General features: G+C 66.1%; 19 protein-coding genes. 16 read left to right on the forward strand and 3 right to left on the reverse strand.

The features are described from left to right. The first annotated feature begins 2 nt into the window (after positions 1-2). Both rodA and NFW05_RS14005 read left to right on the forward strand, forming a co-directional pair. Positions 3-1,109, forward strand: a complete 1,107-nt coding sequence (gene rodA / locus NFW05_RS14000) for a rod shape-determining protein RodA (RefSeq protein ID WP_295308039.1) — start codon at positions 3-5, stop codon at positions 1,107-1,109. Between the two features lie 254 nt (positions 1,110-1,363). Then, positions 1,364-2,260 carry a septal ring lytic transglycosylase RlpA family protein gene (locus NFW05_RS14005; protein WP_295308042.1) on the forward strand — a complete coding sequence of 299 codons (897 nt, stop codon included), beginning with the start codon at positions 1,364-1,366 and terminating at the stop codon, positions 2,258-2,260. On the opposite strand, the gene NFW05_RS14010 is transcribed toward NFW05_RS14005, so the two are convergent. Beyond that, positions 2,250-3,182, reverse strand: a complete 933-nt coding sequence (locus NFW05_RS14010; protein WP_295308044.1) for a GAF domain-containing protein — start codon at positions 3,180-3,182, stop codon at positions 2,250-2,252. The genes NFW05_RS14005 and NFW05_RS14010 overlap by 11 nt on opposite strands. A 215-nt stretch (positions 3,183-3,397) precedes the next feature. Between NFW05_RS14010 and NFW05_RS14015 the strand changes: the two genes are divergently transcribed. The 4 genes from NFW05_RS14015 to lipA all read left to right on the forward strand — a co-directional run bounded on the left by NFW05_RS14015 (position 3,398) and on the right by lipA (position 6,663). Beyond that, a complete protein-coding gene (locus tag NFW05_RS14015) occupies positions 3,398-4,531 on the forward strand; it encodes a D-alanyl-D-alanine carboxypeptidase family protein (RefSeq protein WP_295308108.1) in 1,134 nt (377 codons plus the stop codon). Between the two features lie 157 nt (positions 4,532-4,688). After that, positions 4,689-4,964, forward strand: coding sequence for a DUF493 domain-containing protein (locus tag NFW05_RS14020; RefSeq protein ID WP_295308047.1), 276 nt, complete (start codon positions 4,689-4,691; stop codon positions 4,962-4,964). After that, positions 4,964-5,656 (forward strand): lipoyl(octanoyl) transferase LipB, encoded by a 693-nt coding sequence (lipB, locus tag NFW05_RS14025; RefSeq protein ID WP_295308050.1) that lies wholly within the window; start codon positions 4,964-4,966, stop codon positions 5,654-5,656. Before NFW05_RS14020 ends, lipB begins: the two co-directional genes overlap by 1 nt. Further along, entirely contained in the window at positions 5,653-6,663 is a 1,011-nt protein-coding gene (lipA, locus tag NFW05_RS14030) for a lipoyl synthase (protein WP_295308053.1), read from the forward strand. The genes lipB and lipA overlap by 4 nt, the downstream gene beginning before the upstream one ends. Here lipA and NFW05_RS14035 read toward each other — a convergent pair. Beyond that, positions 6,656-7,174 (reverse strand): hypothetical protein, encoded by a 519-nt coding sequence (locus NFW05_RS14035; protein WP_295308056.1) that lies wholly within the window; start codon positions 7,172-7,174, stop codon positions 6,656-6,658. The two genes, lipA and NFW05_RS14035, sit on opposite strands and share 8 nt — an antisense overlap. Positions 7,175-7,625: 451 nt before the next feature. Here NFW05_RS14035 and NFW05_RS14040 point away from each other — a divergent pair, with 451 nt between their 5' ends. The 10 genes from NFW05_RS14040 (at position 7,626) to NFW05_RS14085 (ending at position 15,143) form a co-directional block, all read left to right on the forward strand. Further along, positions 7,626-8,138: a septal ring lytic transglycosylase RlpA family protein gene (locus tag NFW05_RS14040; RefSeq protein WP_295308059.1), complete on the forward strand. Its 513-nt coding sequence runs from the start codon at positions 7,626-7,628 to the stop codon at positions 8,136-8,138. A 226-nt stretch (positions 8,139-8,364) separates the two neighbouring features. Then, positions 8,365-9,522 carry a 2-methylcitrate synthase gene (gene prpC, locus NFW05_RS14045; protein ID WP_295308062.1) on the forward strand — a complete coding sequence of 386 codons (1,158 nt, stop codon included), beginning with the start codon at positions 8,365-8,367 and terminating at the stop codon, positions 9,520-9,522. Positions 9,523-9,879: 357 nt separating this feature from the next. Further along, positions 9,880-11,322: a bifunctional 2-methylcitrate dehydratase/aconitate hydratase gene (locus NFW05_RS14050; protein ID WP_295308065.1), complete on the forward strand. Its 1,443-nt coding sequence runs from the start codon at positions 9,880-9,882 to the stop codon at positions 11,320-11,322. A 61-nt stretch (positions 11,323-11,383) separates the two neighbouring features. After that, a complete protein-coding gene (locus tag NFW05_RS14055) occupies positions 11,384-11,560 on the forward strand; it encodes a DUF5668 domain-containing protein (protein WP_295308068.1) in 177 nt (58 codons plus the stop codon). 116 nt (positions 11,561-11,676) lie between these two features. Further along, the gene (locus NFW05_RS14060; protein ID WP_295308071.1) at positions 11,677-12,519 is read left to right on the forward strand and encodes a MoxR family ATPase; all 843 of its coding nucleotides are present in this window, start codon (positions 11,677-11,679) and stop codon (positions 12,517-12,519) included. Between the two features lie 68 nt (positions 12,520-12,587). Then, positions 12,588-13,757 carry a VWA domain-containing protein gene (locus tag NFW05_RS14065; RefSeq protein WP_295308074.1) on the forward strand — a complete coding sequence of 390 codons (1,170 nt, stop codon included), beginning with the start codon at positions 12,588-12,590 and terminating at the stop codon, positions 13,755-13,757. Positions 13,758-13,813: 56 nt separating this feature from the next. Further along, the gene (locus tag NFW05_RS14070; protein WP_295308077.1) at positions 13,814-14,005 is read left to right on the forward strand and encodes a hypothetical protein; all 192 of its coding nucleotides are present in this window, start codon (positions 13,814-13,816) and stop codon (positions 14,003-14,005) included. Between the two features lie 66 nt (positions 14,006-14,071). Beyond that, positions 14,072-14,245: a hypothetical protein gene (locus NFW05_RS14075; RefSeq protein WP_295308079.1), complete on the forward strand. Its 174-nt coding sequence runs from the start codon at positions 14,072-14,074 to the stop codon at positions 14,243-14,245. A 288-nt stretch (positions 14,246-14,533) separates the two neighbouring features. Next, entirely contained in the window at positions 14,534-14,932 is a 399-nt protein-coding gene (locus NFW05_RS14080) for a hypothetical protein (RefSeq protein WP_295308082.1), read from the forward strand. Then, the gene (locus tag NFW05_RS14085) at positions 14,919-15,143 is read left to right on the forward strand and encodes a hypothetical protein (protein ID WP_295308084.1); all 225 of its coding nucleotides are present in this window, start codon (positions 14,919-14,921) and stop codon (positions 15,141-15,143) included. The genes NFW05_RS14080 and NFW05_RS14085 overlap by 14 nt, the downstream gene beginning before the upstream one ends. A 54-nt stretch (positions 15,144-15,197) precedes the next feature. On the opposite strand, the gene NFW05_RS14090 is transcribed toward NFW05_RS14085, so the two are convergent. Beyond that, positions 15,198-17,069: a 5'-nucleotidase C-terminal domain-containing protein gene (locus tag NFW05_RS14090; RefSeq protein ID WP_295308087.1), complete on the reverse strand. Its 1,872-nt coding sequence runs from the start codon at positions 17,067-17,069 to the stop codon at positions 15,198-15,200. Positions 17,070-17,127 lie beyond the last annotated feature (58 nt).

The raw sequence follows: 17,127 nt of genomic DNA on the forward strand, positions 1-17,127 counted from the left end.
CCGTGCTGCAGGCTCTGTTGCTCCGTCTCCGGCTGCGCCTCGTCGCGCATGTCGACGGTCCGTTGCTGCTGGTCACCTGTCTGATCATGGGCGTCGGGCTGGTGACGGTGTATAGCGCGACCTACGATGCCAGCAACCGGACTCTGGCGCAGGCCATGAATATGGCCATCGGGCTCGTGGCGATGTGGGCGGTGGCCCAGGTGCCGCCGCAGAAGCTGATGCGCTTCGGCGTCCCACTCTACGCGATCGGTGTCGTTCTGCTGATCCTCGTCTTCCTGTTCGGCGTCAAGGTCAACGGCGCAAGGCGCTGGCTGTCGCTCGGTTTCACGAGGATTCAGCCCTCGGAAATCCTCAAGGTCGCGGTACCGCTGATGCTCGCCTGGTATTTCCACAAGAACGAGGCCACGCTCAAGTTCCGGCACTACGTGATCGCTTCGCTGCTGCTGCTGGTTCCGTTTGCGCTGATCGCCAAGCAGCCTGACCTCGGGACGGCGATCCTCGTTGGTGCGGCGGGCTTCTACGTGATCTTCTTCGCCGGGCTGCCGTGGCGCGTGATCCTCGGTCTTGCGGTCGTCGCCGCTGGCGCGGTACCGTTCGTCTGGACGATGCTTCGCGATTACCAGCGCAAGCGGATACTGACGCTGGTCGACCCGACCAGCGATCCGCTCGGAGCGGGCTATCACATCATCCAGTCGACCATCGCCATCGGTTCGGGAGGAAGTTTCGGCAAGGGATGGCTCGCCGGGACCCAGACCCACCTCGAATTCATCCCCGAGCGGCATACCGACTTCATTTTCGCTGTCTTCTCCGAGGAGCGCGGCCTATTCGGCAACGTCATCCTGTTGCTGCTCTACTTCGCGCTGATCGTCCGCGGGCTGATCATCGCCGCCAACGCCTCGACGCTTTTCGCGCGGGTGATCGCCGGATCGGTGACCCTGAGTCTGTTCACCTATGTCTTCGTCAACATGGGGATGGTCAGCGGGATCCTGCCGGTGGTCGGCGTGCCGCTGCCGTTCATGAGCTATGGCGGGACTGCGCTGGTCACGCTGTCGATCGGTATCGGAATACTGATGAGCGTCCAGACGCATCGCATGCTGGTGAGACAATGAGATCGGTACACCCTGAGACCGGTGCCGGGGCTGGTGCCGTCCCGCAGCGCCACCGTGCCGCGAATCGGAGACTCCTCGCGCCATCTGCGCGGCCGGCCCCGATCGGTGCCTGGTCGCTGGCCGCTCTCGCGGCGTTCGTCCTGCCGCTTCTGCTTGCGGCCTGCGGTGGGCCCGCGGCGCGCTCGCCGGAAGCGACCGCGCGCGGGGTCGAGACGGGGCGGGCCCCGGCCAGGCAGCCGCGGAAGACGACAGTCGTGCAGAAGAAGGGGGGGGCCTACTACAAGGACGACGGTCCAGGCGACGAGATTCCCGACAATCTCGACGAACTCCCGGACGCTGTGCCGAAAGCCGAAGCGCTGCATCGTTTCGCCAATCGCCCCTATGTCGTACTCGGCAGGGCCTACGAACCGTTCACGGCACTGCGTCCATACCAGGAGCGCGGGGTCGCCAGCTGGTACGGCAAGAAGTTCCACGGACAGAAGACCTCGATCGGCGAGCCGTACGACATGTTCTCGATGACCGCGGCGCATCCAACGCTGCCTCTGCCCTCATACGCTCGCGTCACCAACCTCAGCAACGGCCGGTCGGTCGTCGTCCGGGTGACCGACCGCGGGCCATTCCACGCTGACCGGGTCATCGATCTGTCTTACGCGGCAGCTTATCGTCTCGGTTACGTCGATGACGGGAGCACGTTCGTCCAGGTCGAGTCGATCGTTCCCGAAGGGGCGACGACGATGACCTACGCTCAGGTCATGCCGGCGCCCAGGGTGTCGCCAGCGCAGGGGTCATCCGGTCCCGACGAGATCGAACTGCTCGTCGCCAGGCTTGGTCAGGATGCGAGGCCGGCCTACCCGTCGGCGTCCGGAATGGCCTCGCCGGCGCCGCCGGCGGACGCTGGTGGCTCGCCTGCTCCGCTCGCGCGCGGAGTCTTCCTGCAACTCGGCGCTTTTTCGAGCGTCGAGAATGCCGAGAGCCTGCGCGCGCACCTCCAGCGCGAGCTCGACTGGCTCGGTGAGGCAATCCAGGTCAACCCGGGTGGCGGAATCCACCGCGTGCATCTTGGTCCGTACGCCAGCCGGGGCGATGCCGAAAGGGTAGCCGAGCGAATCCGTCTCGCGCTCGGCTACAAGCCGACCTTCGTCAGTCGCTGATCGTCTCGTCCCCCGTTGCGGCGAGTTCGCGAAAGACGCCCTGAACGAACCTTCGGCCTTTGCCGAGATCGATAATCCGGTTACTGATCTCGACCGGGATCGGCAGACGGTCGCGGCAGAGCACTTCGCCGCGCAGCGCTTGGGCGCCGCCGTCTCTCGCCAGCCCGGTGCACAGTTCACAGATGTCCCGGGCGTTGACGCTGTCCCAGAGCTCACTTTGCAGCGCGCCGAGCAGATCCTCGACCCGTCGCCCGAAAAGTCTTTCGGCCTGCTCGTTGGCGTCGATGATCTCGCCCGTTCCGGCGTCGGAGATCAGGATCGCATCGCGCACCCCGTTGAACAGTGCGTCGCGCAGCAGCTCAGCGTCGCGAAGCGCCTTGCGGTTGACCGACAACTGGTCGTGGAGCAGGGCGATGCTGACCAGGCCGGCAACGGCATGAGCGAACAGCCTCTCGATCGACGTCCAGGCCGAGTGCGGTCCGACCCGCTCGATCGAAAGCACACCCTGGACCTCGCCGGCCGCATGGATCGGCGAGTTGATCAACGCGCTGATGCCGTTGTGCAGGAGGTAGTCGTCGGTCAGTTCGTGGCTTGCCGGATGTTTCATCGCGTCGTCGGCGACGATCGGGTCACCAGCCCCGAGCGCCCGGAAGTACTGCGGGTAGTCCTCCACCTGAAGCCTGATGCCGTCGCTGTGACGGTCGGGGGAGAGTTCGTAGAGGTCGACGCACTCGAGTCGGGTGTGCTGGGCGGTCAGTGCCCAGAGACCGACGCGCTCGATGTTCAGCGTCCGCGCCGTGCTGGCGGTCAGTCCGCGCAGGGTGTCGTCGAGTCGCTCGCCGGCCAGGCCATGTCTGGCGAGCTCTGCGTAGGCGCTCTGCAGGTCGAGAGGACGCTGCAGGTTTCGGAAGGGTGGCGGCATCTGCGTTTCATGGTGCCCGTATTCGTTCGGGCTTGCCTGGCAAAGGGTGGCGACATGGTACGCACTACGGACTTCGGGGGAGTGCACAAAGTCACGACGTGGCCTTCAGCAGCCCCCCGGCTGGCCCGCCGTGGCTCGCGGCAGAGGCGCCGGCTCCGTCTGGATCGCTTGCTATAATCGCGACTTTAGAAAGAATTCGGCCAACCATGTTCAACTTGCGTTCCTTCAGTTCCTTGATCCTCGTCCTGCTGTTCCTGCCGGTCCTGGCCCGGGCCCAGCAGGCTCCGACGCCACCGGTGCTGGCGGCCAAGTCGTGGCTGCTGGTCGAGGCAGCCTCGGGTCAGGAACTCGTCGCCTCCGAACCGGACCTGCGTCTGGAGCCCGCTTCGCTGACCAAGCTGATGACCGCTTATGTGGTTTTTTCGGCACTGCGCCAAGGGACGCTCAAACTCGATCAGACTGTTCCGGTTTCCGAGAAGGCGTGGAAGACCGGCGGTTCGCGGATGTTCATCCAGGTCGGAACGCAGGTTCGCGTCGAAGACCTGCTCAAGGGGATGATCGTCCAGTCCGGCAACGACGCGTGCGTCGCGCTGGCCGAGGCGGTCGCCGGCGACGAGCAGAACTTCGCCCAGGTGATGAATCGCGAAGCTCAGAGACTGGGCATGAAGGGATCGAGTTTCCGCAATTCGAGCGGTCTGCCCGACCCACAGCACTACACGACGGCGCGCGACCTGGCGATCCTTGCCGGCGCGCTGATCCGCGATTTCCCTGAGGAGTACGCGAAGTACTACTCGATGAAGGAGTTCCGCTACAACAACATCACCCAGCCGAACCGCAATCGCCTGCTTTACATCGACCCGAGCGTCGACGGCCTGAAGACCGGGCACACCGAAGCGGCGGGATACTGCCTGGTTTCGTCGGCCAAGCGCGGGCCGCGCCGTCTCTTGTCGGTGGTCATGGGCGCGCCATCCGACAAGATGCGCGCGCAGGAGTCGATCAAGCTACTCAATTTCGGCTTCCAGTTCTACGACGCGGTTCAGATCTACCCCCGGAACGAGGCCGTCTCGACGCTCAGGGTCTGGAAGGGCAAGGAAAGCGCCGTCAGGATCGGTTTCCCGAGTGATCTCGTGATCACCGTGCCGAAGGGCTTCGGTCCGAAGATCAGGACGGAACTGGTCACCCAGCAGCCGCTGTTCGCTCCGATTGCCCAGGGTCAGCCTCTGGGCACGCTGAAGGTCAGCGTCGACGACCGGGCCTACGGAGATTATCCGGTACTCGCCCTGGATGCCGTTCCCGAAGCCGGCTTCTTTGGACGGATGGTCGATTCGGTCCGCCTGTGGTTCAAGTGAGCGGTTCGCGCCTTCGCACCGGGCGGAAAGGTAACGATCTTCGACCGCCAAACAGAGCAGCAACGGTCGATGCGCCCGAACAGATTCGGCGATCGCCTGACCCCGCGCGCTGCGTGGGCCGCCGCGGGTCGATCGGAGTGACCGGTAGGGTTCACCCATGAGTGAGACCGGCGGCACTGCCAGCCTGCTAGAGTTCCCCTGTGCGTTTCCGCTCAAGGTGATCGGTCTGAACCGCGACTCGCTGGTCGAGGAGATTCTCGCGGTGGTCCTGCGCCATGCTACCGACTTCGCACCGGAGAGCACCGAGATGCGTCCGTCGGCAGGGGGCAAGTACGTCGGCCTGACCTGCACGATCCGCGCCACGAGTCGGGAGCAGCTCGACGCCTTGTACCGTGAGCTGACCAGCCATCCATTGGTCAGGATGGTTCTGTGATGCGGGCCGGGGATGCGGTCTCCCGAGCCTTCCCGGCCTCCGCGGGCGGCTGTGTCGAACTCTACGTCGATGGCCCGGCGCCGCTGCTGCTGCGTCATCTTGGGCGGACCGAGTACCGGCAGACGTGGCAGGCGATGGTCGATTTCACCGCCGCCCGGCATTCCGGGACGATCGACGAGATGTGGTGCTGTGAGCACTCGCCGGTGTTCACACTCGGCCAGGCCGGGAAGCGTGAACACCTGCTGGCCGACGTCGGGATTCCGCTGGTGCACTGCGATCGGGGTGGCCAGATCACCTACCACGGCCCGGGCCAGGTGGTGATCTATCTGCTGCTTGATCTTGGGCGCAGGGGGCTCAAGGTCCGCGAGCTCGTGGCGACGATCGAACAGGCGGTGATCGACCTGCTCGCCGCGCACGGCGTGACTGGCCAACGGCGCAGCGGTGCGCCGGGCGTCTACGCCGGCGAGTCCAAGGTCGCCGCTCTTGGTCTGCGCGTGCGCCGGACCTGTTGCTATCACGGGGTGAGCCTCAATGTCGATATGGATCTCTCGCCGTTCGCGGCGATCGATCCGTGCGGCTACCCTGGACTCGCCGTCACCCAGACCCGGGATCTGGGCATCCAGATGACCCCCGAAGAAGCCGCCGCGGCGCTCGCCGCACATCTGGCGGCCAGGCTCGAGGCCAGCGAATGACGGGCACGAACGAGCAGCGCGGGGCGAAGGGGCGGTCTCTGCGGACCGCCGGTGTCAAGGAAAAGGGTGAGCAGAAGACCGCGCGGATCCCGATCCGCATCGTGCCGCAGCCGACTCCGCGCAAGCCCGACTGGATCCGCGTCAAGGCCGGCAACGATGCGGGCCGTTTCGGCGAGATCAAGAGGATGCTCCGCGAGCAGAAGCTGCACACCGTCTGCGAGGAAGCCGCATGCCCGAACATCGGCGAATGCTTCGGTCGGGGGACGGCGACGTTCATGATTCTCGGCGACATCTGCACGCGCCGCTGCCCGTTCTGCGACGTCGGCCATGGCAAGCCACTGCCTCCTGATCCCGACGAGCCGCAGCGGCTCGCTGAAACCGTCGCCCGCCTCCGGCTCCGCTACGTGGTGATCACCAGCGTCGATCGCGACGACTTGCGCGATGGCGGCGCGCAGCACTTCGTCGAGGTGATCGGAGCGGTGCGCCGCCACTCACCCGGGACGACGATCGAGACGCTGGTTCCCGATTTCCGGGGGCGGACGGACCTGGCGCTCGACCTGCTCGGCCAGGCGCTGCCCGACGTTCTCAATCACAACCTCGAGACCGTCCCGCGCCTCTATCGGCAGGCCCGTCCGGGCGCCGACTACGCGCACTCGCTGAATTTTCTGAAGGCCTTCCGGCAACGTTATCCGCTGGTGCCGACGAAATCGGGTCTGATGGTCGGCCTCGGCGAAACCGACGACGAGATCGTCGCCGTACTGCGCGACCTGCGCGCGCACGACGTCGACCTGCTGACCATCGGCCAGTACCTCGCTCCTTCTGGCCATCACCTGCCGGTGGCACGCTATGTGCCCCCAGAAACGTTCCGGATGTACGAGCAGCAGGCGCTGGCGCTGGGATTTTCGGGGGCGGCCTGCGGGCCTATGGTCCGCTCGAGTTACTGGGCCGACGTGCAGGCGCGGGATGCCGGACTGGCTGGCGACGGCGACCAGACGGTGATCAGTTGAAGCGGATGAAGCGCGCCGGGTAGCGTGCAGTCGCCCAGGCCAGGAACAGGTACTTGACCGTTTTGCCAATAGCGACGGCAAGCAGGATTCCGGGTGTCGACAGATTGGCCAGCGCGCAGAAGAGCAGGGCAGGCGTCTGCGGAATCGGCGATCCGGCAATCACCAGCATGGCGAGCAGACCCCAGCGCTGCAACCAGTCGGAGGCGGTCTGCCAGGCACTCGTTTGCAGCAGTTCCGGGTAGCGTGTGGCGATCAGCTCAAGGCCGAGGTGCTGGAAGATGTTGACCAGCAGCACCGCACCGAGACCGCTGGCCAGTCCGCTGAGAAACCCGAGACTGCACCAGCGCCGCGGGGAAAGGAGCACCGCCGGAATCAGGACGGCAGCGAACGGAAAGGCGAAGCTGACCGTCGAGGCGAAGGCAATGGTCGTGACGACCAGCGTGTAATGGCGGTGCGACACGCTGCGGATGAGCAGCGTGCGCAGCCAGTCGGGAAGAACGTGCGTTCGCATCCTGGTCGGCTTCCGGGTCAGGGCCTCGTTCTTGTCTGGGCCGGGCGATCGTCGGCGGTGGCCGGAGGCGGTTTGCGGGATCCGATTTTCACTCGGCTTGTGCGCACCAGGGTCTGCGGGCTATGCTAGCGAAGATGGCTTCGTGAGCCATCGCGGAATCAACGATAGTCATGACCGTTTCCTCTCCCCCGATCCCTCTCGCGCAAGCGGGCGAGGCAAGGTTCGTGGGTCGCCGAGCGACTTCCACGTCAATGGCCGGACCAGTCATCGCCGCACCGGCCGACGGCCGCCGGCTGCGCATCCACACTTCTGCCCAAAAACACCGGATTGTAGGCGTTCTCGATCGCTGCGCGAATCTTCGTGCAAGGCGGCAGGTCGGAACACGGCCAGGCGGCTGCTCAGACGCCGTGTGCTGGACGCTGGTGCCGGCCGTGACGCGGGGCCGGCCCGGGTGAGAAGCGCGCTCGCCTTACCGGCCCTGCTGGTCTGCTTCTCCGCCTTCGCCGACTTCGAGTCTTCAGCAGAGGCCGCTGCACCCGCTTCCGGGGTGCATGATCACCGGCCGGAGGCGCCGGTGATCCTTTCCGGAAAGGCGAGTTTCTATGCGCCGCGCTTCGGCGGACGGCGGACTGCGTCGGGAGAGCGCTTCGAGCATCACACGATCTCTGCGGCGAGCAACCGCTTTCCGATCGGCACGCTCGTCGCCGTGCGCCGTGTCCTCTCGGCCCGCTGCGTGGTGGTCAGGATCAACGACCGGATGGGGCACCGCAGCCGGGTGATCGACCTTTCCCGGGAGGCTGCCGAACGCCTCGGGATGATCGATGCCGGGGTCACCGAAGTCGAGGTGGCCCTCCTGCCGCGCTATCTGATCGGTCATGAGCACGCCTGTGCGCTAGCCTTCCAGACGGCGATCGAACTTCACGTCGATGGCCGATCGGCTGGGACCGGAACGAGGAAACGCTAGTCGACGAATCCCACGCCCGCGCGTCGGGTGTCGCCCGACGATCCCGGCCGGTCTTGCGCGTGCAGTTGACCGGAGCCGCCGAACTCGTCAATACTGACATCGCCGGCACGCGGATCCCCGGCGCCAGCTGGCGTCCTGCCGAGGATCCCGAGCGTGGCGCCCGCCCGCGACGCGGCTCCCGGCGTGTCGCCCTGACCTCTGTCGTGCCTTGAAGAAAGGGGAGCTTATGGACGAGAAGCGGCAAGCGCTGGCCCCCAGGGTGAAGAAGTCCGTCGCGCTATCCGGCGTCGTTGCCGGCGACACGGCGATCTGCTCGGTCGGTCGTATGGGCAACGACCTTCATTACCGCGGCTACGACGTCATCGCGCTCGCCGAGTCTGCGAGTTTCGAGGAAGTGGCCTACCTGTTGCTCTACGGCCGCCTGCCCAGCGTCACCCAGCTCAATCAGTACAAGAAGAAGCTCAAGACGCTGCGCGGGCTGCCGGTGATGCTCCGGCCGATGCTCGAGAACCTGCCGGCGTCGGCTCATCCGATGGACATCCTGCGCAGTGGCTGTTCGGCCCTCGGGACGATACTTCCCGAGGCCCAGGACCACAACCCGGGCGCCGCGCGCGAGATCGCCAACCGTCTGGTCGCCGGCTTCGGGTCGATGCTCCTCTACTGGTACCACTGGTCGCACAATGGCCGGCGCATCGACACCGAGACCGACGACGATTCGATCGCCGCGCACTTCCTGCACCTGCTCACGGGCAGGGCGCCGAGCGGCCTCCACGCGCGCAGCCTGGACAAGTCGCTGGTGCTCTACGCCGAGCACGAATTCAACGCTTCGACCTTCGCCGCGCGGACGATTACCGGTACCGGAGCCGACCTCTACGCAGCGATCAGCGGAGCGATCGGCGCGCTGAGCGGCACCCGGCACGGCGGAGCCAACGAGGTGGCCTTCGAGATCCAGAGCCGCTACAACGACGCCGATCACGCCGAGGCCGACATCCGGCGCCGCCTCGAGAACAGGGAAATCATCATCGGCTTCGGGCACCCGCTGTACACGATTGCCGACCCGCGGCATCGGGTGATCCGCGCCGTGGCCGAGCAGTTGTGCATCGACGGCGACAATCCGGTTCTCTTCGAAATCGCCAGCCGCATCGAGTCGGTGATGTGGGAGCAGAAGCGGATGTTTCCGAACGTCGACTGGTTCTCGGGGGTGGTCTACCACATGCTCGCCGTGCCGACGCCGATGTTCACGCCGCTGTTCGTCATCGCCAGGACCAGCGGCTGGGCGGCACACGTCATCGAGCAGCGGATCGACGGCAAGATCATTCGGCCGTCGGCGAATTACGTCGGGCCGGATGCACAGGAGTTCGTCGCGCTTGCCCAACGCCATTGAGCCGGCTGCCGGGACCGAGAGGTTGTCAAGAAATCGTCGCGAGCCGCCCGATATGCCCGGCGCCAAGGGAGGGGAGGGTCCCTTCCTTTCCCTCCCGGAGCGAACGACGAGCCATATCAGATGGATAGGCGAGGGCGAAGGCGGGGTTTCGCGCAGCATGCTGCGCGCCGCCGTAGCCGGCCGGCTGTGCAAAGCCGGCAGTGGACGAAGGCGGGGTTTCGCGCAGCATGCTGCGCGCCGCCGCAGCCGGCCGGCTGTGCAAAGCCGGCCGTGGGGGAGCCAGTGGGCAACACCGCAAATTGGCCGCGCAGCAGATTGTTTCACAACTTCTGAGCGCGAGAGAGACAGGGGACAGAGATGAGTACGCGACTTCCCGCGAGTCGTCCCGATCCGGACCGACTGCTGGTGGACATCGCCGATTACGTGCTCGACTTCCGCATCGACTCGCGCGCGGCCTTCGAAACTGCGCGCTACTGCCTGATCGACGCGCTCGGCTGTGGTCTCGAAGCGCTGTCCTACCCGGCGTGTACGAGGTTGCTCGGTCCGATCGTACCCGGGACCGTCGTTCCCAACGGCGCGAAGGTTCCCGGCACTTCATTCCAACTCGACCCGGTGCACGCGGCGTTCAACATCGGCGCGATGATCCGCTGGCTCGATTTCAACGACACCTGGCTGGCTGCCGAGTGGGGTCACCCTTCGGACAATCTCGGCGGCATCCTGGCGACCGCCGACTGGTTTTCGCGGACCCGCCTGGCCCGGGGGGAGGAGCCGCTGCCGATGCGCCGCGTGCTCGAAGCAATGATCAAGGCCTACGAAATCCAGGGAGTGCTCGCGCTCGAGAACAGTTTCAACCGCGTAGGCCTCGACCATGTCGTCCTCGTCAAGGTGGCCAGCGCCGCCGTCTGCACCTGGCTGATGGGGGGCAGTCGGGAGCAGATCGTCAATGCGCTCTCGCAGGTCTTCGTCGATGGCCAGCCGCTGCGCACCTATCGGCATGCGCCGAATACCGGCTCACGCAAGTCCTGGGCGGCCGGCGACGCGACTGCGCGGGGGGTCATGCTGGCCCTCTTTTCTCTGCGCGGCGAGATGGGTTACCCGACGGTTCTGACTGCGCGGACCTGGGGTTTCTATCAGGTCCTTTTCCAGGGCAGACCGTTTCGCCTGCCGCGCCCCTACGGCAGCTACGTGATCGAGAACGTGCTCTTCAAGATCAGCTTTCCGGCCGAGTTTCACGCGCAGACGGCGGTGGAGTGCGCCCTCCAGCTGCATCCCCAGGTCGCGCCTCGGCTCGCCGAAGTCGCCCGGGTCAGCATCCGCACGCACGAGTCGGCGATCCGTATCATCGACAAGAAGGGATCGCTGCACAATCCGGCCGACCGTGATCACTGCCTGCAATACATGGTCGCCGTCGCACTGATCAGGGGAAGGCTGAGCAGTGAGGACTACGAGGACGCCGCCGCGGCCGACCCACGGATCGACGCGCTGCGCGCGCTGATCGAGGTGACCGAGGAGCCGAGATTCTCAGCCGACTATCTCGATCCGGCGAAGCGGTCGATTGCCAACGCCGTGCAGGTCTTCTTCGCCGACGGCACGCGGACCGGCGAGATCGTCGTCGAGTACCCGCTCGGCCACTGCCGGAGGCGCGCCGAGGGTATCCCGGTGCTCGTCGACAAGTTCATGACCCACCTCGCGCGCCGTTTCCAGCCGGCACAGCAACAGGCGATCATCGACGCGTCACGTGACGTCGACAGGCTCTGCGCGCTCGCCGTGAACGACTACGTCGATCGCTATGTCCCCTGACCGGCGGTCACCAGACGCAAACACCGCAGGCCTTCGTACACGGCCCTCTTGAGGAAATGGAATGAAGGGAAACATTGGAGCGATCGTGGTGATCCTCGTCGGCGTTCTCGTGCTGGCGATCAACCTCGGCGTCGTCGAGATCGACTTTGCGCAGATCGTCCGGACCTGGTGGCCGGTATTGCTGATCGCCCTCGGCATAGGCATGTTCCTGGCTCCCGGCAGCGGCGACCGCCGCTAGCGGGATTAGCGGTCCGCGCGCCAGGGGCCGCGGTTCAGCGCTGGCGGGGCGCGCCGCTCCTCGCCGGGGTTGCCGGTTTGCGGGTAGAATCGTAGAGCCTTTCCGAGGATTTCCCGATGCGCTTCTCCGGTACCGACAACTACGTCGCCACGCGCGACCTGACCCTGGCGGTCAATGCCGCGATCACCCTGCAGCGGCCGCTGCTGATCAAGGGCGAGCCGGGAACCGGCAAGACGATGCTGGCCGAGGAAGTCGCCGCGGCGCTCGGTCTGCCGCTCTTCCAGTGGCACATCAAGTCGACGACCAAGGCACAGCAGGGGCTCTATGAGTACGACGCCGTGTCGCGGCTGCGCGACTCGCAGCTCGGCGAAGCACGGGTCGCCGACATCGGCAGCTATATCGTCAAGGGTGTGCTCTGGCAGGCCTTCGAATGCGAGACGCCCTCGGTCGTGCTGATCGACGAGATCGACAAGGCCGACATCGAGTTCCCCAACGACCTCTTGCGCGAGCTCGACCGCATGGAGTTCTTCGTCTACGAGACCCGACAGAACGTCCGTGCTCGGCATCGGCCGGCCGTCTTCATCACCTCGAACAACGAGAAGGAACTGCCCGACGCCTTCCTGCGCCGTTGCTTCTTTCACTACATCCGCTTCCCGGACAAGGAGACGATGAAACGCATCGTCGATGTCCATTTCCCGGGCCTCAAGCCGGCGCTGCTGCGCGAGGCGCTCGAGGTCTTCTTCGACCTGCGCGAGATCCCCGGCCTCAAGAAGAAGCCCTCGACGTCGGAACTCCTCGACTGGCTGAAGCTGCTCCTCGCCGAGGACATCCCGCCCGAAGTACTGCGCAGCAAGGATCAGAAGGCAGCGATTCCGCCGCTGCACGGCGCGCTGCTGAAGAACGAGCAGGACGTTCACCTCTTCGAGCGCCTGATCTTCATGGCGCGCCACAACCGCTGAACGGACTTGGCAAGCGGCGACCGATTGGATTGACTGGCCCCGATGAATGAGCGTCCGCACGACCGGCGATGCTGATCGACTTCTTCCTGCACCTCAAGGCCCGCGGCCTGTCGGTGTCGATCAAGGAGTTTCTGGCGCTGCTCGAAGCGCTGCAGCTGCACGTCATCGAACACAGCCTCGACGACTTCTACGTCCTTTCGCGGGCCACGCTGGTCAAGGACGAAACGCACTTCGACAAGTTCGACCGCGCCTTCGGCGAATACTTCAAGGGAATCGAGGCGCTGCCGGGAATGGAGGTGCTGATCCCCGACGAGTGGCTGCGGCAGGCGGTAAAGAGGCATCTGACCGACGCCGAACGCGCGAAGCTCGAGAAGCTCGGCTGGGACAAGCTGATGGAGACTTTCCGACAACGTCTCGCCGAGCAGAAGGAACGGCACGCCGGCGGCAGCAAGTGGATCGGCTCCGGCGGGACGTCTCCTTTCGGCCATGGAGGCACGCACCCCGAAGGGATCCGCGTCGGTGGACGCAGCGAGAACCGGTCGGCGGTCAAGGTCTGGGACCGCCGCGAGTACCGCAACCTCGACGACAGCGTCGAGATCGGCACGCGCAACATCAAGGTCGCGCTGCGTCGGCTGCGCCGTTTTGCCCGCCAGGGGGCGCCCGAAGAACTCGACCTCGAAGGCACGATCACCGGGACGGCGCGCAATGCCGGCTGGCTCGACCTGAAACTGCGACCCGAGCGGCACAACGCGGTCAAGGTGCTGCTTTTCCTCGACGTCGGCGGTTCGATGGACGACCACATCCGCGTCTGCGAGGAACTGTTCTCGGCGTGCCGCAGCGAGTTCAAGCACCTCGAGCATTACTATTTCCACAACTGCGTCTACGACCACCTCTGGCGCGACAACCGGCGCCGGCACAGCGAGCGGATTCCGACGCTCGAGGTGATGCACCGTTACGGCAACGACTACAAGCTCATCTTCGTCGGCGACGCGGCGATGAGCCCCTACGAACTCGTCCAGCCCGGCGGCAGCCTCGAGTACGACAACGTCGAACCTGGCGCCGCCTGGCTGCGGCGGCTGACCGACACCTGGCCGCACGCGATCTGGCTCAACCCCGAGTCCGAGCACTCGTGGCCGTATCGCCAGTCGACGTCGCTGATCCACAATCTGCTCGGCGGCCGGATGTTCCCCCTGACCCTCGACGGCCTCGAGCGCGGCATGCGCCTGTTGAGCAAGTAACGGGCGCGACCACGGACACTCCGGCCGACCCCTCGATTTCCCGGGAGCGCATCGTCATGACCTGTCGTCCGCTTGCCCAGATCCTCGAAGTCCTGCAGAGGATCGGGTACGAGGAGGCGCTGCAGGCCGACGATCCGCGCCATGTCGAGACCCAGAAGGCGCGGGGTAGCCAGCTGACCTTCCAGCGGCTGGCGCACAAGTTTGGCCGGGATCCGGCGAGCGACGCCTTCTTCGCCCCGAAGGAATAGCACCCCCTGTTCTTCGGCGACATCGGCAGCGGCAAGACGACCGAACTGCGCCGGTATGCAAAGCGTTTGAACGAGTCTCGCCGCTTCCATGTCGTCGAGGTCGACGTGCTCGCCCGGCTCGACCGCAGCAACCTGCAGTACACCGAAGCGCTGATGGCCATGGCCGAGACGCTGCTCGAACGGATGCACGGCGATGGCTACTCCCTGGCCGAACAGGCGCTCGCGCCGGTCCGCGAGTAGTTCGCGACGGCGATCGCCACGCGTGCCCGCGAACACCAGCTGAGCGCCGAACCGAGGGCCGGCATCGAAGCCGGCGGTGGCCTGCCCGGTCGGCTCAAACTCTTCTCCGGGTTCACCGCGGGATTCAGGACCGGCGCCAGCCAGAAGAACGAGTGGCGGCAGGAGATCCGCAACCGCTTCACGGCACTCACCGCGGCGTTCAATGGCCTGATCCGCGCCGCCGAGACCGAACTCAGGCTGCGCGGCCGTGCCGAACGGCTGCTGTTCCTCGTGGACGGCACCGACGAGATGCGCGGTGAACACACGCAGCAGTTCTTCGTGCTCGACGCCGAGCAGTTGCTGGCCATCCAGACGCTGGTCATCCATACCACGCCGCTGCACCTCAAGTACGACGGCCGGCTCGGCGGCAAACTCGATGCCGACATCGTCTTGCCGATGATCAAGCTCTACGACCGAGTCGACCGCCTGCCGCTGAGCCGCAGGATCGCCGATGTCGCCGAACTCGAGAAGCGGCTCGTGCGCAACGCCGGGGAGGCCGCCGTCGTCCATGTTCTCGGCACCCGCGGCTGGTTCGACGCAGCGCGCTGGGACGCCTTCGACGTCCGCCGCGAGCGGATTGCGACCGGCGCGCGGGCAGCTCGACGAAGCGCTGCGCATCCGGCGCGAGGAAGAGTTGCCGGTCTTTGAGCGGCTCGGCGACGTTCGGGAGCTGGCGGTGACCAAGGCGAGGATCGGGCTGCAGCGCCTCGACGCGGGAAGCATCGACGAAGCCAGGCGCTGGGTCGACGAAGCGTACCGGGATCTCGATGGGATGGGCCTGCCCGAAGCCGATCAGCTTGCCGGCGAGATGCGCCGGCGCGGGCTGCCGCCAGCCGAAAGCGGCGAGAAGCGGAAATAGTCCCGGTTCGCGCTGGCCACCGGCGTCGGTGGCCGCTTCCGCCCCGCGGCCACCTTACGGCAGCCTCGTTCCGTCGCGGGTGATCACGCTCTGGTGGCTGTAGTCGCCAGTCCCGGGGCGGGTGAGCGTGCCGTGCGCCTGGAGGTAGTCGACGAAGGTCTGCGTGTACAGGAGGTAGGTGTTCACGCTCTGGCCGGCGGCGTTGATCCTGGCCAGCGTCGCATAACCGTCGCTGCCGGTCGCCAGGTAGTCGCTGGTCACCAGCGTGTAGGTCTTCTGCGGGTCGATCGGCTGCCAGAGTTCGCTGCCCTTGACCTTGACCTCGACCTGGCTGAAGCGGCTGCCGCGCGGCCGGGACATGTCGAGATGCCAGCGCAGGCCGGCGGCGTAGGGGTGTGAGCCGTCCGAACGGCCGTAGTCGAGGTGGTTGGCGACGCCGTCGTCGATCGCCTCGACGAGTTGCGCACCGGTCAGACGCAGTTCGTAGAGGACGTTGGTGTACGGCAGGACCGTGTTCGCCGTGTTGAAAGTGATCTCGCCGGCCGGCACCCCCGTGCGGACCCCGCCGCTGTTCAGCAGCGCGACGTCGGCGAGCCGGCTGGCCTGGCGATACGCTTCGGCAACGGCCTGGGCGACGTCGCTGCCATGGGCCAGCGTGTTCGCCCGTTCGCATCCGGCGATCCCGCTGCTGCGGTTGGTCGATTCGCCAGGCACGCGGACGAGGCAGAGCGCTTCGCTCGCCGAACCGATGCGCTGCTGCTTGAGCTTGTCGAGCTTGCTCGAAAAACGCGCGAGTTCGCCGGCGGCGAGTGGATCGGCTTCGACGACCCGCACTCCGGTCTGGTGGTTGAGGCGGTCGAGAATCCGGCTGCGTGTCGCCGCATCGACGGCGACGAATTCCCCCGTGGCATCCTGGCGCCGGAAGTCGTCGCCGATCGGCAGGATCACCTCGCCGGAGCAGTCGACGACTCGCGCCTGGTCGTCGAAGCGGACCTTCATCCGTGCGAAGACCTTCGCGTACTCCCAGGCCTGGCCGATGCACACCGGATCGCCGTCGCGGTTGCGGACGATCGTCGGGTACGGACCCGACGAGGCGGTGATGCCGACCGCCGGGAAGCCGCCGAGCAGGCTGTGCGAGTCGCCGCCGATGATCACGTCGACGTCGCTGAGCTGGGCGGCCATCGCCTGGTCGGCGTCATAGCCGTGGTGGGTGAGCAGGATGATGTGGCGCACTCCCTGTGCGCGGACTTCGTCGATCATTCGCTGTGCCGTTGCCACCTCGTCGGCGAACGCGGTCGTCGGCAGCGGTCGCGACGAGTTCATCGTCTTGTCGCGGACTTCGATGCCGATCACCGCGAAGGTCGTCCCGCCGACCGGCTTGAGCAGATACGGCTTCAGGTAATCGTCCCCGGCGCGCGGCGCGAGTGGCGAACCGATCGCCGGCTGGACGTTGGCCGCGACGACGGTCGTCTGGCAGGGACCGCGCTTCAGGTGATCAAGGAAGACTCGCAGCCCGGCGTCGCCCTCGTCGAACTCGTGGTTGCCGAGTTCGAAGGCATCGAAGCAGACGGTATTCATCAGCGCCGCGTCGGCCTCGCCCTTGTACAGCGTGTGGTAGAGCGTTCCGGTCATCGCGTCGCCGGCGTGCAGCCGGATCGTGTTCGGCTGCCCGGAAGTCTCGCGAAACAGAGCCGTCAGGCGGGGGAAGCCACCAGCCGACACGCGCGTCGGCGTGCCGTCGATGACCAGCTCGAAGTTGGCGTGCGCGTCGAGGTTCGAATGATGGTCGTTGATGTGCGCGACGTGGATTTCCACGCCGGCGGCTGGCTCGGCAGGAGGCGGCAGCGCTGTCCGGCAGGCGCTGAGCACGAGGACGAGCAGGAAGACTGCGGTTGTCGCCGGGCAGCGGGTAGACGATGGAAACATGGGCAGGACTCCAGCAGGACCTTCGGCGCGGGAACGCGGACTGACGGCAAAGACGGAT

Source organism: Accumulibacter sp., from assembly GCF_023806625.1.
Classification (GTDB): domain Bacteria; phylum Pseudomonadota; class Gammaproteobacteria; order Burkholderiales; family Rhodocyclaceae; genus Accumulibacter.